11 protein-coding genes are annotated in these 13,711 nt (G+C 69.0%); 5 read left to right on the top strand and 6 right to left on the bottom strand.

Translation table 11 applies throughout. The annotated features are described in order from the left end of the window. Nucleotides 1–383: 383 nt before the first annotated feature. Nucleotides 384–1,415, bottom strand: a complete 1,032-nt coding sequence (locus NYZ98_RS27955) for a hypothetical protein (RefSeq protein WP_262846537.1) — start codon at nucleotides 1,413–1,415, stop codon at nucleotides 384–386. A 381-nt stretch (nucleotides 1,416–1,796) separates the two neighbouring features. Between NYZ98_RS27955 and NYZ98_RS27960 the strand changes: the two genes are divergently transcribed. After that, entirely contained in the window at nucleotides 1,797–2,021 is a 225-nt protein-coding gene (locus tag NYZ98_RS27960) for a hypothetical protein (RefSeq protein ID WP_262846538.1), read from the top strand. A gap of 24 nt (nucleotides 2,022–2,045) precedes the next feature. Here NYZ98_RS27960 and NYZ98_RS27965 read toward each other — a convergent pair whose 3' ends face one another. After that, complete coding sequence (locus NYZ98_RS27965) at nucleotides 2,046–3,029, bottom strand: ArsR/SmtB family transcription factor (protein WP_262846539.1); 984 nt, start codon at nucleotides 3,027–3,029, stop codon at nucleotides 2,046–2,048. 57 nt (nucleotides 3,030–3,086) lie between these two features. On the opposite strand from NYZ98_RS27965, the gene NYZ98_RS27970 reads away from it, so the two are divergent. Further along, nucleotides 3,087–4,307 carry an MFS transporter gene (locus NYZ98_RS27970; RefSeq protein ID WP_262846540.1) on the top strand — a complete coding sequence of 407 codons (1,221 nt, stop codon included), beginning with the start codon at nucleotides 3,087–3,089 and terminating at the stop codon, nucleotides 4,305–4,307. A 136-nt stretch (nucleotides 4,308–4,443) separates the two neighbouring features. On the opposite strand, the gene NYZ98_RS27975 is transcribed toward NYZ98_RS27970, so the two are convergent. After that, on the bottom strand, nucleotides 4,444–5,547 hold the full coding sequence (locus tag NYZ98_RS27975) for an aldo/keto reductase (RefSeq protein ID WP_262846541.1): 1,104 nt from the start codon (nucleotides 5,545–5,547) through the stop codon (nucleotides 4,444–4,446). Nucleotides 5,548–5,661: 114 nt separating this feature from the next. Further along, nucleotides 5,662–6,312, bottom strand: a complete 651-nt coding sequence (locus tag NYZ98_RS27980) for a ScbR family autoregulator-binding transcription factor (RefSeq protein ID WP_262846542.1) — start codon at nucleotides 6,310–6,312, stop codon at nucleotides 5,662–5,664. A gap of 202 nt (nucleotides 6,313–6,514) precedes the next feature. Here NYZ98_RS27980 and NYZ98_RS27985 point away from each other — a divergent pair, with 202 nt between their 5' ends. Both NYZ98_RS27985 and NYZ98_RS27990 read left to right on the top strand, forming a co-directional pair. Then, nucleotides 6,515–7,564, top strand: a complete 1,050-nt coding sequence (locus NYZ98_RS27985; protein WP_262846543.1) for a ScbA/BarX family gamma-butyrolactone biosynthesis protein — start codon at nucleotides 6,515–6,517, stop codon at nucleotides 7,562–7,564. A gap of 35 nt (nucleotides 7,565–7,599) precedes the next feature. Next, entirely contained in the window at nucleotides 7,600–8,661 is a 1,062-nt protein-coding gene (locus NYZ98_RS27990; RefSeq protein ID WP_262846544.1) for an acyl-CoA dehydrogenase family protein, read from the top strand. Here the strand turns inward: NYZ98_RS27990 and NYZ98_RS27995 are convergent, their stop codons facing one another. Next, nucleotides 8,662–9,249: a TetR/AcrR family transcriptional regulator gene (locus tag NYZ98_RS27995; protein WP_262846545.1), complete on the bottom strand. Its 588-nt coding sequence runs from the start codon at nucleotides 9,247–9,249 to the stop codon at nucleotides 8,662–8,664. Nucleotides 9,250–9,314: 65 nt separating this feature from the next. Between NYZ98_RS27995 and NYZ98_RS28000 the strand changes: the two genes are divergently transcribed. Next, a complete protein-coding gene (locus tag NYZ98_RS28000) occupies nucleotides 9,315–10,004 on the top strand; it encodes an HAD family hydrolase (protein ID WP_262846546.1) in 690 nt (229 codons plus the stop codon). Between the two features lie 49 nt (nucleotides 10,005–10,053). On the opposite strand, the gene car is transcribed toward NYZ98_RS28000, so the two are convergent. Then, entirely contained in the window at nucleotides 10,054–13,515 is a 3,462-nt protein-coding gene (gene car, locus NYZ98_RS28005; protein WP_262846547.1) for a carboxylic acid reductase, read from the bottom strand. Between the last annotated feature and the right edge of the window lie 196 nt (nucleotides 13,516–13,711).

Consider the following 13,711-nt stretch of genomic DNA (forward strand, 5'->3'; position numbering starts at 1 on the left):
CCGCCCAGCGCCGAGAACGCGCCCGCATCCGCAGCGAGAAACGCATCCGCTGGGGCGGCCGGCCACTCACAGCCGCCGTCGCCTAACGATCGCCCAACCCGGTGATCGTTTCCGGTCACAGCACTAGTCCGCCCGCGCTCTCTTAAAGCGGGTGCCGCAGGTTCGAATCCTGCCGGGGCACTCTTCTGACCAGCCGTTCGGTCCTCGACCTGGGGCTTGGCGTACTTCCTCTTAGTGATCACATGCAGCCGGACGCCGCCATAGGCAGGCGCATGTCAGCAGTCGCGGGATACGTGCGGGATGACCCTGAGAGCGTTTCCGCAGGTACACAGAGCGCGACAGACTCCAGGATGGAACAGGACTCCCTGCAGAGCAAGATCCACTCATCCATGAAGTTCTTGGTCGAGGCGGGCGAGGAGCCCTCTCAACTGAACCTCAAGCGGCTCGAAGTCGTCCTCAAGATCAGCAAATGCTGTAAACAGTTCGAGTACATCATCATGCCGTCTCATGTCCTCGATGGCCTGTCGCCATCTTTCTAGATCTGACGCGCCGTACCTCAACTCGGCGTGAGCACGCTGCGGAAGAGCCTCAAGAGGTACGCTTTCATAAACTTGAGCCAAGCGGATCACCGGCTCCGAGCAGATGCCAGGCGGTACCTCCGGAAAGCGGGAGAGCAACTCCGAGAGACTGGGAAACAACTCCACCACCGAAACTATGTCACCTTCCAGTTCGTCTAATCGGCTACCAAGATGCATCAAGAGCACCTCTTTTAGGCCTGCCGAATCCAAGTTAAGATCAGCTCGAACGCGGCTGACAATCATGCCAGCCGTCGGCATCCCAACCTGCTTGCTCGACGAACTGAAACGATCAAGCTCTGGCGATGTCCTATTGATTGCCTCCCCAAGTGGCCAATGATCACCTCGCTCAAAGAGCGCACAGGCCAGCTCGAAGTACAGCAAGCTGACCGACCGGACCGTAACAGCACGGATGCGGTCTCGGTGGTACAGCTCATTGCGGTAGCGATGAAGCTTCTTGAGTACTCGTCCCTCAACTACGTCAATATGATCTTTCTCAACGAGAAAGTCAACTTTGGAATCAAAGAGACGATGCAACTCCTTGACCTTGGCCTTGGGAATTATTGCCACCTTGACTTCGTCACGTCTCGTCCGCGCCTCGGCGTCATCAGTATGTTGAAGAATCTCGTCCCAGCGCCTGAGGGTTCGCTCGTAGACCGAATTTAACATCAAGGAATGCTCAATCTTACGAGCCATCAAAAGTTCAGCAGCATTATCGAGCAAAATAAATGCGAGGCGAGCGTGAGAAGCAGTACCGCGCAGAAGTAGACGGCCAGCCTCCTCAAGTTGTACTGCCATGAGCTCGTTGCGCGACACGTCCGGCTGTTCGGGGAGTTCCATATCGCCCTCCGACGCTTCCATAATCAGCTTTGAAACAGGAACAGGCCCCGGGGGAACCAGGGCCTGTTCAGCGTAGCTAGATCATTCGGCGAGAGCATCATTAATTTTTCCGTTGGCACGGCACTGCTGTCCTCCATGCACTTGGCGTGGGCACGCAGCAGAATGTCAACGCTGTGCCCGGCGCGCTTGGCCACCTCCGTGGCCGGAGCGCCCACGTTCAACCAGAGGACGGGCCGGCAGCGGTGAGGCCGCCTGCTCTGCGGTGAAGGTTGCCCTACGAGCCTGCTGCCAGACGTCCGAGTACGCCGAAGATGAGAATGGGCGCCCCTTGGCGGTGCGGAACAGGCGACCGTCGGGAGCGACGCCGCCGTAGCGGTCGAGATGGTCTCGCAGAATGGCGGGCAGGAGGGGAGGGACGGGAACCTGGCCGGAGTAGCCGACGGGTTCAACATCATGCCCCCCGTCTTCCCGGCCGGACTGGATGATTTCGTCGATGACGTCGTCCCGTTGCTGCGCCGGAGAAAGCTCCGCGCCGAGTACGAAGGGCGTACCCTGCGGTCCCACTACGGAGCGGAGGACCCGGAGAGGACGGTCGTGGCCGGTTGACGCCCGCGTCGACACGGGCGTTCGTCAGCGTGACCGCGTGGCGAGCAGGGTGAGCAGGCTCTCGCCCCGGTCGGTCAGGTGGTAGATCACGTGGCGGCCTGCCCGGCTTCCGGCGACGACGCCCGCGTCTCGCAGGACGGCCAGGTGGGCGCTTACCGTGCCGAGTGAGAGGTCGAGGACCTGCGCGAGCTGGGTGCTGGTGGCCGGGCGGGTGAGTTCACGCAGGATGTGCGCCCTGCCGGACCCGAGCAGCCGGGAGATCACGTCCGGGTGCCCGTCGTCCTGCCCGGCCGCGGCTCCCCTCGCGGGGTAGACGAGGGCGTAGTGCGGTGGCCGCTCGCACGTCCAGGAGCCGCCGCCGGGCGTGTGCGGGACGAAGATCAGGCCGTCCTCGTCGATCCACCTGTCCGGGAACTCCTGGTGGCTGAACAGGATCGCGTCGTCATCGACCCAGGCCGACGTCGGCGTCATGTCCTTGATCGCGTGCTGCCAGCCGTAGGCGGCCAGCAGACCGGCGCGATGCATGATGTCCCGTTCGAGCACCATGCGCCGCCGGGGCCAGTCCGGTGCCACGAACCGCGCCCACCCTTCGTCGAGCATCGCGGCGACACGCGGCCCCAGGCCGCCCAGGTGCAACCAGTCTGTGTCGCATGGCTCCCAGCTCGCCGCGACCGCGTGGCCCGTCATCGCGGCGATCTCCGCGTCGGTGTGCGCGGCCACGACGATCAGTTCGTCCGCCAGACGCGTGCGCACTCCGTCGAGAGGCGGCACGGCGACAAAGTCGGGAAGCCATTTGGTGGCCGCGAGAAGGGGCAGCAGACCGGCCGCGACCTCGTTGTCCGCGAGCCAGTCCCGGTAACCGGTCTGATGGCGGGCGAGCCAGCGCGCGATCCACGGCTCCGAGCGCCCGCGGTGCAGCGCGATCAGGCAGCTGAGGGTCTCTGCCAGCGGAGACACCGCGAAGCGGCTCCGCGACAGCGCGATGGGACTCAGTCTCAGCCGCGTCATCTTACGCCTTTCATCGCAAAATTGGCCGGTGGTCGTTCGCCCGGTCAGACTTGGGCCATGCGCTCCACAGGGTTGCGTTCACTGCTCGCCCCCCCGTTCGGCGGCTTCTTCCTCGGCCGGCTGATATCACTGCTCGGCAGCTCGATGATCCCGGTCGCGCTGGCCCTGGCCGTCCTCAACGCCTCCGGGCGCCCGACCGATCTCGGCATCGTGTTGGCCGGCCAGATCATCCCGCAACTCGCGCTGCTGCTGATCGGCGGAGCCGTCGGTGACCGGTTCTCGCGCCGGACCGTCCTGGTGGTGGTGAACCTGGGCTCCGGCCTGACGCAGGGCGGCGTGGCGGCTCTGCTCCTCACCGGCCACTACAGCCTGCCCCTCGTCGCCGCCCTCTCGGCCGCCAACGGCGCGGTGGGCGCCTTCACGTCCCCGGCGCTGCGCGGCGTGGTCCCCGAACTCGTGGCCACCGGCGACCTGCAGCGCGCCAACTCACTGCTCGCCGCGACCCAGAACGCGGCCGGCATCCTCGGTCCCACCGTCGCCGGCCTTCTCGTGGTGGGCGTGGGGGGCGGCTGGGCCATCGCCCTGGACGCGCTGAGCTTCGTCATCGCCGCCCTGCTCTTCGCGCGGCTCCCCATGGCGGCCCCGGTTCCGCCGGGCGTACAAGGCCTGCTCGCTGATATCGGGCAGGGCTGGCGCGCGTTCCGGGCGATTCCGTGGGTCTTCACCATGGCCCTCTCATTCTGCGCCCTCAATCTGGTGAACGTCGGCCCGTGGCAGATCCTCGGACCGGTACTGACCACAGAGCACAATGGCGAGGCCGCGTGGGGCATCGTGCTGAGCTTCCGCGCCGCCGGCCTGCTGATCATGAGCGTGCTGATGTACCGGCTCATCCTGAGGTACCCCCTGCGCGGCGGCAACCTCATCGGGGTGCTAGGGGCACTTCCCCTCCTCGCCCTCGGATTCGGAGCCTCCGCGCCATGGCTGGTGGCGTGCGCGTTTGTGGGGGCCCTGGGATTGACCGTCGCGGGCATCGCCTGGGACACCTCACTGCAGCAGCACGTTCCGCGCGACATGCTCTCCCGCATCACCTCCTTCGACGACCTGCTGTCCTACGCGGCCATCCCGGCCGGTCAACTGCTCGCCGGCCCCGCGGCATCCCAGTTCGGCGGGAGAAATGTCGCGTTGTACTGCGGCATCGGCTACGCCCTCGCCACCCTCGCCCCGCTCGCCGCACGCCCCGTACGCGACCTCCGGTCCGTCACGGAACCGGCCGTATGAACCACCTCAACGCCCACGCCCGACGCCATCACGTCTAAAAGCGGGTGCCGTATGTCAGCAGCCGTGGGATATGTGTGAGATTGATCTGGGAGCGTTTCCGCAGGTCCCCTAAGCGAGCCAACTGGTGCATCCGGGTTCACTCGCGGGCGGTGGATGTGGTGGTCATGTCTGGGTAGCGGGGGCCGGAGACCTTTGCCGCTAGGGGTTCCAGGGCGGTGAGGTCGTTGTCGGACAGGGTCAGGGTCGCGGCTGCGAGGTTTTGCCGGAGGCGGGTGGGGGAGCGGGTGCCGGGGATGGGGATGACGGTCAGGTTGTGGACGCGGGAACGATGGTGAAGCCAGGCGAGTGCGACCTGTGCGGGGGTGAGGTCGCGGCGTGCGGCGATGTCGTGGACGGGGTCGAGGAGGGCGGCGTTCGCGTCCGCGTGGGCGCCGGTGAACCGTGGCATTGTCAGCCGGATGTCGTCCGTGCTAAGGCGCTGGGCACCGGTGGGCTGTGGCATCGGCGGCCCGGCGTCGCTCGTGCTCAACCGTGGCAGCGCCGTCCCGGGGTCGTCCGTGTTCGGGCGCTGGGCGCCGGCGAGCGTTCCGGTGAGGAGGCCTCGGCCGAGGGGGGCGTAGGCGATGAGGGCCACGCCGAGTTGTGCTGCCGCTGGGATCACGGAGGTTTCGACGTCGCGGGTGAACAGCGACCATTCGGATTGCAGGGCCGCGATCGGGTGCACGCTGTGGGCCGCGTGCAGTTCGGGGGCGGTGACCTCGGAGAGGCCGAGGTGGCGTACCTTGCCTTCCTGTACCAACTCGGCCATGGCGCCGACCGTCTCCTCGATGGGGACGGATGTGTCGCGGCGGTGCGCGTAGTAGAGGTCGATCTCGTCGACGCCGAGGCGCTTCAAGCTCGCTTCGGCGCTCTGGCGTATGTAGGCGCGGTCGCCGCGGACCTGGCTCCAGGACTTCTCGCCCGCTCGCCGGACGATGCCGAACTTGGTGGCGATGAGGACCCGGTCGCGGTGGGCGCGGACGAAGGGGCCGAGGAACCTCTCGTTGTCGCCGTCTCCGTACAGATCTGCGGTGTCGAACATGGTGACCCCCAGGGCGAGGGCGGTCCGCAGGGTTTCCCGGGCCTGGGCCGGTGCCGTCGGTCCGTAGAACTCGCTGAAGCCCATGCAGCCGAGGCCCTGGGCGCCGACCCAAGGGCCGCCGGTGCCGAGGGGAACTGCCGGGAGGATCGAAGCAGACATGCGAAGGTCTCCTTTGATGGCCTGCTCCCGGCGGCTGGGCCACTGCGGGGAGGCGACGATGGAAGAGGAGAGCAGGCGGCTCATCTCCTCTTTGGCCGACTCCCAGCGAATGGGCTACTGGGGGGAGGCGACGATGGAGGAGAAGAGGAGGCGGCTCATTTCCTTCCAGCGGCGGGGGAGGTCGGCGCGCTGGTCGAGGACGTCGCAGACGTGTTGCAGGCCGAAGAAGGCCGATACGAGGATGTACGCGGCGGCCTCGGGGTCCATGCCCTCGCGGAGCTGGCCGGCGCCGCTCGCCTTGGCCAGCAGCGTCGAGAGTGTGGAGATCCACTCGACGTAGGGCTCGGGCAGGGTCGTGTCGGACAGCGAACGCTCGGCCTGGATCCTGGCGCCGGCCTTGACGATGTCGTCCTCGAAGAACTTATCGGCGGCGTTGGTCAGCAGGGCCTGGACGGTCTCCAGCGGCGGCAGGCCCATGGCCTGCGCCTCGTCGATGCGGACGCGCCACCGGTTGTACAGCTCGCGCACGATCTCGGCGGCGATGTCCTTTTTGTCGCGAAAGTGGAAATACACCGCGCCCTTGGTCATGCCGACCTGCTGGGCGATGTGGTCGATGGAGGTGTGCGGATATCCCCGGTCGGCGAACAGCTCGGCCGCCGAGGCGAGTACCTGGGCCCGGGTCTGCGCGGCCCGTGCCTGCTGCGGCGCGTTGCGTGGCTGCCCGCGCTGCGTGAGGGGGGTTCTGGGAGTGCCGTTCTTACTCACGACCGTGTCCGTTCTGTGTGATCCCCAGTCAGCATACCGCCATCCAGGTATGTTTCGCCTCTGTTCAGAGGTCCCCGTGCCAGCTCAACAGTAAACCGTCCGAGACACTCCAAAATATACCGTCTCGGAGGTATATTCCTTCAGTCCGCCTTCGACCACCCTCCGTACCCAACAGTTCAAGGTTCGATCAAGGGGGTAAGAAATGAGCGCTCAACTTTCGGTGGGAAACGTCAGCCCGCCGAGCACCTGGCAGTCGGCATCCCCGGTCACCCCGGGCTGGGATGACAGGCCAGAACCCGCCCGCGACGCGCACTTACCCGGCCCGCGCTTCGTGCCCCGCGAGCTGGTCCACAAGGCCGCGGCCGAACGCGTGCTGCTCACCGACGGAGTCCGGGACGCACCGGACGATTTCATCATCGCGGCCATGCTGCCGCGTGATCACTGTCTCTACCAGCAGGACGACTCCGGCTGGATCGATCCGGTTCTGCCGACGGAGGCGCTCCGGCAGGCCGGCTACTACATCCAGCACCGATTCTACGGGGTGCCCGAGACGCACAAGTTCATCCTCGGCGCCGTCACCCTCGGGATCGGCGGCATCGCGCTGCCCACCCGGACGCCGTGGCTCCCGGTCAACCTGCGGGTCACCTGCACTCCCACCGCCAAGTGGACCGGCCGCCGGCTGTGCATGCGGCTGGACGCCGAGTTCAGCGTGGCCGGGGTGGTACAAGGTCACGGCAGCCTGCTCTCGCAGGCGGTGGACCCCCGCTTGTACCAGGCCGTCCGCGGCCGGAAGGTGGCGCCCGCGCCGCGCGGATCCGTGCCCTTCATCGGGCGCCCGCTCTCGCCCGGCGAGGTCGGCCGCAGCCGCCCGGAGGACGTGCTGCTGGCCGACGACGGGAACCCCGACGGCTGGATGCTGCGGCTCGACAACGGCAACACCGAGATGGTCGACCACGCCGTCGACCACGTGCCCGGCATGGTGCTGCTGGAGGCGTTCCGGCAGGCCGCGCTCGCCGCGACCCGGCCGCTCACCGGCCGCCGGGTCTCGCCCGACGGCCTGCGGACCGACTTCACCAGGTTCTGCGAACTCGACGCCCCGGTGCGGATCGTCGCCTGGCCGGGCCCTGGCTGTCCCGAGGCGGACCGGATTTCGGTGCACGTCCTCGCCGAGCAGGACGGCAAGGAGGTCGCCTCGGGCACGGTGGAGCTCAGGCTGGGCCCTGACACGAGCAGCGGACAGGACCTCTGGTGACGCTGACCTCGGTCCCGCCAGACCACCGTCTGGACGTGACCGAACTCGTGGACCGCGCGGCCCGGTACGCCGCCGAGGTGGACGGTGCACGCCGGCTTCGACGGGAGTCGGTGGCCGCGCTGGTGACAGCGGGATTCCCCCGGCACTTCGTCCCCCGCCGGTGGGGTGGGGCGGCCGGAGGGTTCGCGCCGCTGGTGGAGGCGGCGATCACGGTGGGCGAGAGCTGCCCGGCGACCGCGTGGTGCGCGACCCTGTTCGCCACGCACGGACGGATCGCCGCCTACCTGCCCGAGCAGGCACAGGAGGAGATATGGGGCCCGCACCCGGACACCCTGATCGCCGCGTCCGTCATGCCGCCGTCGGGCCGGGCCACGCCCGTGCCGGGTGGCTGGTCGCTCCGGGGCGAGTGGGGCTGGGCCAGCGGGGTGGACTTCGCCGACTGGGTGCTGCTCGCCAGCATGGTGACGGACGGCGACCAGGACACGGTGCGGATCTTCGCCGTCCCGGCCGGGAGCTATCTGGTCAAGGACACCTGGCGGGCCGCCGGTATGCGGGGAACGGGGACCAACACGGTGTCCCTGTGCGACACGTTCGTCCCCGAGCACCGCACGGTCACGTTGCCGGAACTGCTCGGCACCCGGCGCCCCGGGGAGGCACGGTGCCACAACGTCCCGTACACGTTGGTCGCGGCGGTGATGTTCGCCGGCCCGCTGGCCGGGGCCGCCCTGGGCGCGGTGGCGGACTGTGTCTCCACCGGAGCCGCTCGTCCGCCGTCGGATCCGGGCGCCCGGCAGGCGCTCGCCCGCTCCTCGCCGGAGGCGTCCGCCGCCCGCCTGCTGCTCAGGGAGGCCGCCGGCCGCGCCGACCGGGGCATGGTCGACGCGCGGACCATCGCGCAGAATCGGTGCGACGCCGCGGTCGCCGCGGAACTCTGCGTCAGCGCCGTCGACCGGTTGTTCGCCGCGCGCGGCGAACACGGGCCGGCCGAGGATGATCCCGTCCACCGGCGGTGGCGGGACGTCCATACGGCCGCCGGTCACGGCGCGCTGCGGTTCGCCCCGGCGGCGGACGCGTACGCGAAGGCCGTTCTCGGCTGACTACGCCGTGTCCGGGCCGCCGTCCCGCGATCCGGACACGGCCTTCCACAGGTCGTCGAACCGTCGTGCGGCGTCCGCGTCGTTCCGGGGTACTGGATGGGGGATCTCGAAGAACACCGCCATCAGGAGCTGGGCGACGGCTTCGGGGGGAAGCCTGCCCATCACCCGGTTCTCCGCGTGCGCCCTGGCCACGGCGCGGGTCAGCGGCAAGGAGATCCGTTCGATCAGCCCGAGGGCGCACCGGTCCAGTTGGGGGGCCTCCACGGCGAGCCGCAACGCGGACCTGGCGAGCGTGTCCCTGCGCAGGTGCCGGGTGAGGGCGAGCGTCGTCTCCCGCAGTGCCACCAGCGCCGACGTGCTCTCGACCCGCCGTTCCGCACGCGCGATCAGATCGTTCCCGGCCTCCTCGATCAGGGCGGCCGCCAACTCTTCTTTGGAGGAGAAATGCCCGTACAGCGCTCCCTTGGTCATTTGGGTGCGTTCGACTACCTTGAGCAGCGTCGTGCCGTTATAGCCGTGCGCGGCGAACTCCTCTGCCGCCGCGGCGAGCACCAGTGCCCTGGTGCGGACTGCACGCTCCTGAGTCACTCTGCCCTCTCTTGGACGAGTCCGGAGAACAAACCTTTGAGAAGGTATGTTACTCGGAGCCTGCGGTGATCGGGTCACGGCTTCCTCCTCGGGTGGCCTTCTTCGACGTGGACGAGACGCTGCTGGCCGCGAAGAGCATGGTCGAGTTCCTGCGGTCCTGGCTGGGCCACGATGACGCGGCGTTCCGCGCCACCGTGGCCCAGCTGGGAGCGGTGGCGGAGCGCGAGGGCAGGGCCGCCGCGAACCGCGCCTACTACCGGCTGTTCGCCGGCGTCTCGAGTACGGCGCTGGCGGAGGCGGGCGGTCGCTGGTACGCGCGGCATCGCCGGAGGCCGGACGCCTTCGTGGGCGCCACCGCGACGGCGCTCGCCGGACACCGCGCGGCCGGAGACCTGGTGGTGCTGGTCTCCGGCTCGTGCCACGCGGTGCTCGATCCGCTGGCCGCGGACGTGGGTGGCGACGAGGTGCTCTGCACAGAGCTCGTCGTCGCCGCCGGACGGCTGACCGGCGAGGTGGCGAGGTCGATGATCGGCCCGGCCAAGTCCGAGGCCGCCGCCGGGCTGCTCCGGGGTCTTGGAGCCTGCCCCGCCGACTGCTTCGCATACGGCGACCATGCCAGCGACCTGGACCTGCTGACGGCCGTCGGCAACCCGAGGGTCGTCGGCGACGATCCGGTGCTGGCCGCGTGGGCGGGACGGCACGGATGGCCCGTGCTGCCCGCCCAAGCCCGCCCAAGGCCCGTGCTCCGTGCCTGACCGTGCTCCTGCCCAACCGTGCTTCGTGCCTAACCGTGCCTAACCGTGCCTATAAAAGGCCCAGGTGCCGTAGATCCGACACGTACTTCTCGATCAGCGTCCGGGACAGGTGGGGAATGTCCCGGACGGCTTCCTGGAACCGTCCGGCGGAAAACGCCGACCCGGCCCGGGGCGTAAGAGGCTCCCGCCAGGCGCGCATCAGAGGCAGGAGCGAGTGCCGCCGCCGCTTCTCCGGCAGCTCCCGCAGCGCGGCCTCGAACCGCTCGCACCACTCCTGGTGGTCCTCGACGCGGCGGAGGGTGATCCCGGAGCCGGTCAGCCAGTCGACGACGGTGTCCAGCGAGATGCCGTCGTCATGCGGGTTGACCACGTTGAACGTGCGGTACCCGGCCGCGCCGGCTCCCAGGGCGGCCACCGAGGCGGCGACGAAGTCCCCGGGCAGGCCGTCGTAGTGTGCCCGGCTCGCGTCGCCGCGGTAGAACGACCCGGGCGCGATGCCGGTGGCGATCAGGCTCAGCACCAGGCGGGTGAACGTGTCCGGCACGTTGAGCTGCCCGGTGTAGCGGCCGTGCGCGAGGATCATGCCGGAGCGGAACACGGTCACCGGCAGCCCGCACAGGTCGTGCGCCTCCCGGAGCAGCACCTCCCCCGCCCACTTGCTGGTGGCGTAGCCGCCGGCGTGGCTCTCGTCGATCGGCCGCACGGGATCGGCCACCCGGATGTCGGCGTCCTCGTCGAGGTCGCCGGTTCCGTGCGACGCGACGGCCACGGACGACAGGAAACCGACCGGCTTCAGCCGGTCGGTGACCGCCAGCCGGATGACCTCGGCGGTGCCGGCGACGTTCGGGCCGAACAGCTGCCGGTACGGCAGTACGTGGTTCACCAGCGCGGCGGCGTGCACGATGACGTCCACCGTCGAGGCCAGCCGCCGCCAGGCCGGTTCGGACAGGCCCAGGTTCGGCGCGCCGACGTCGCCGGCCAGCACCCGCAGGGCGCCGTTCCCGGCCAGTTCGGCGAACCGCCGCTTGAGCTCGACGTCCCCGCTGTCCAGCGATTCCTCGAGCCGCCCGCGAGCGTCCTCGTCGTCGGCACCACGCACGAGGCAGATCAGTGTGCCGCCTCCAGGAGCCAGCCGCCGCAGCCACTCCAGGCACAGGAATCGGCCTAGATAGCCGTTGGCCCCGGTGAGCAGCACCGTGGTGGGAGCGCCGGCCGGCGGGGGAAGCGCCGCGGCCCCGGTCAGCGTCGCCTGGTCGATGAACGCGCCGAGCACGAGGTCCTCGGCGCGCGCCGCGACGGCCCGGTCACCGTGCACGCCGGCGAACGTGGCCTGTGGCGCGGGCAGGTCACGCGACCGCTCGATCTGGCCGGCGATCTGGCCGAGGCTGTTGGCCGGGCCGAGCAGGGTCCCGACCGGGACCTCGATGTCGAAGATCTCCTTGAGCAGGGTGGAGAGCGACAGCGCGGTCAGGGAGTCTCCCCCCATGTCGGTGAAGCGCGTCCGCGGGCCGGGCTCGCCGGCGGACGCTCCGAGCAGTGCCCGCGCGGCGCGGCCGACCGTTTCCACGACCGGGCGGTCCTCGTCGTGCCGCAGGCCGCGCAGGCCGTCGATCTGCTCCTCGGCCAGTTCGGCGTAGCGCCGCTCGAGCCGCTCGCCGTAGTGCTCCTTCAGCCGCGGGCGCAGTTGCTTGGTCGAGTCGGACAGCAGTCCGTTCTCCTGGCTGAACGGCACCGTCTCGATGAGCAGATCGCGCGGGATCTCGTACGGCTTGAGGTCGGCGCGTTTCGCGACGCGCCGCAGCGACTCGTGAATGGCCGCCTTCAGCGCCGCCTCGCCGGACGCCTGGTCGAGCGCCTCGGGGGCCGGCACCACCACGGCGAGCAGGTACGGGCGGGAGCTGTCGCCGTACAGGAAGATCTGCCGCACCAGCGGACCGGCGACATAGATCGCCTCCAGCTTCGCCAGTGCCACGAACTCGCCCTGGGACAACTTGAGCACGTTGCTGCGCCGGTCGACGTAGTACAGCCGGTCGGGCTCGGCCTCGGCCATGATGTCGCCGGTGCGGTAGTAGCCGTCGTCGTCGAAGGCCTCGGCGGTGACGTCCGGGCGCCGGTAGTAGCCGGGGGTGATCAGCTTGGTCCTGACCAGCAGCTCGCCCCGCGGATGTGGCGTGTCGGTGGTGAAGTACCCGAGTTCGGGCACGTCGACGAGCTTGTAGTCGAGCACGAACGCCCGCTGCACCTGGTGGTCCAGCATGACGAGCCCGGTCTCGGTGGTGCCGTAGCTGTCGAAGAACGGGACGTCCAGGCAGGACTCCACGAAGGCGGCCAGCTCCGGCGCGAGCGGGGCGGAGCCGCAGGGCGTGTGGATGACGCGGCCGCCGAGCACCACGTCCCGGAAATATCGCCGGAGCTCCTCCGCGTACTCGGCGCCCGGCGCGTCGAGCCGGCTCAGATAGCTCTGGTAGAGCAGCTCGCACACGCGCGGCACCATGGCGAACTCCGTCGGCCGGATCAGCGCGAGATCCTCCAGCAGCGTGGAGAGGTCGCTGTCGGCCACGAAGTACGCGGTGCCGCCCAGGGCGAGCGTTTTGATCACGAGCCGCCTGGCGACGAGATGGCTCTGCGGCAGGAAGTTGGCCGTGATCATCGGGTATCGCTGCTCGGGCGGCCGCCACATCAGCGACACGGTCGGCTCAGGGAAGATGACGCCCTTCGGCGTGCCCGTGCTGCCGGAGGTGTAGATCAGTGCGGACAGCACGTCTCCCGCGTCGTCGACCGGCGGCAGGTCGGGCGCGGGCGGCAACGCCTTCCCGCGCTCGATGACGAGGGACAGCGGCTCCAGCGAGACGGCCTCGGCCAGCCGCCGGCGCGCGTCCGCCATGCCCTCCCGGTGCTCGGTGAGCTCGGGACGATGGTCGAACACGATCAGCCGGACGACGGACGTGTTCCCGGCCAGCGCTTCGAGCACCGTGCCGAGCCGCTCCGCGCTCGTGGCGAAGACGCGCGGAGCGGTCTCGTCGACCAGGTGGCGGATGTGGGCGACCGTCGCGGTGTTGTGCAGCGGCACGGCGACCGCGCCGACCTGACCGCAGGCCAGGTCCACGGTGGTGTAGTCGGTGCCGGCGAAGCCCAGGATCGCGACGAAGTCCCCGGCGCGCAGCGGGTGTTCCGCGTGGTGGTACCAGTCGGCGGCGACGGCGCTCAGCCGGGACCACAACTCGCCGTAGGAGACGGTGTCGAACCTGGGCGGCCGCCGCTGCTCGGTGCGTCCGGCCACGGAGACGAACTCCCTGGCGCGTTCGGCGAGCGCGGGCCGGTCGGCATATCGCGTCAAGGTCCGCTTGACGATCTCGGACAGCCGCGGACCGGGCTTGCCGGTCGTGTCGAAGACCTCGCGCGTCGGCATCCGGTCCGCGAGTTCCGGGTCGGCGCACACCATCTCGATGCGCCGGTCCCGGTTCGCCTCGAGCCGGGCGCGGGTGGTGTCAGCTCGCGAGTCGTTCCCCATGGTTACCCCTTCAGGCGACCGAGATCTCTTCATGAGCGCGCCGGTCGGCGTAGCTCCTGGCGGCGTTGTGCAACCGAGGACGATCCTCGCTTGCACAGCCAAAACATACCGTATCAAAGGTATGATCAAGAGCATTCATCGCACATCATCGCAGGTGAGAGGCTTATCTAGAAAAATACCTTGTGCAAGGTATTAA

It is taken from the genome of Sphaerisporangium corydalis (assembly GCF_025506355.1).
GTDB classification, from domain to species: Bacteria; Actinomycetota; Actinomycetes; order Streptosporangiales; family Streptosporangiaceae; genus Sphaerisporangium; species Sphaerisporangium corydalis.

Excerpts from the sequence above, each read along its gene's own strand:
- NYZ98_RS27985 (WP_262846543.1), top strand. The coding sequence starts at position 6,515 with ATGAGCGCTCAACTTTCGGTGGGAAACGTCAGCCCGCCGAGCACCTGG.
- NYZ98_RS27955 (WP_262846537.1), bottom strand. The coding sequence starts at position 1,415 with ATGGAACTCCCCGAACAGCCGGACGTGTCGCGCAACGAGCTCATGGCA.
- NYZ98_RS27960 (WP_262846538.1), top strand. The coding sequence starts at position 1,797 with ATGGTCTCGCAGAATGGCGGGCAGGAGGGGAGGGACGGGAACCTGGCC.
- NYZ98_RS27965 (WP_262846539.1), bottom strand. The coding sequence starts at position 3,029 with ATGACGCGGCTGAGACTGAGTCCCATCGCGCTGTCGCGGAGCCGCTTC.
- NYZ98_RS27970 (WP_262846540.1), top strand. The coding sequence starts at position 3,087 with ATGCGCTCCACAGGGTTGCGTTCACTGCTCGCCCCCCCGTTCGGCGGC.
- NYZ98_RS27975 (WP_262846541.1), bottom strand. The coding sequence starts at position 5,547 with ATGTCTGCTTCGATCCTCCCGGCAGTTCCCCTCGGCACCGGCGGCCCT.
- car (WP_262846547.1), bottom strand. The coding sequence starts at position 13,515 with ATGGGGAACGACTCGCGAGCTGACACCACCCGCGCCCGGCTCGAGGCG.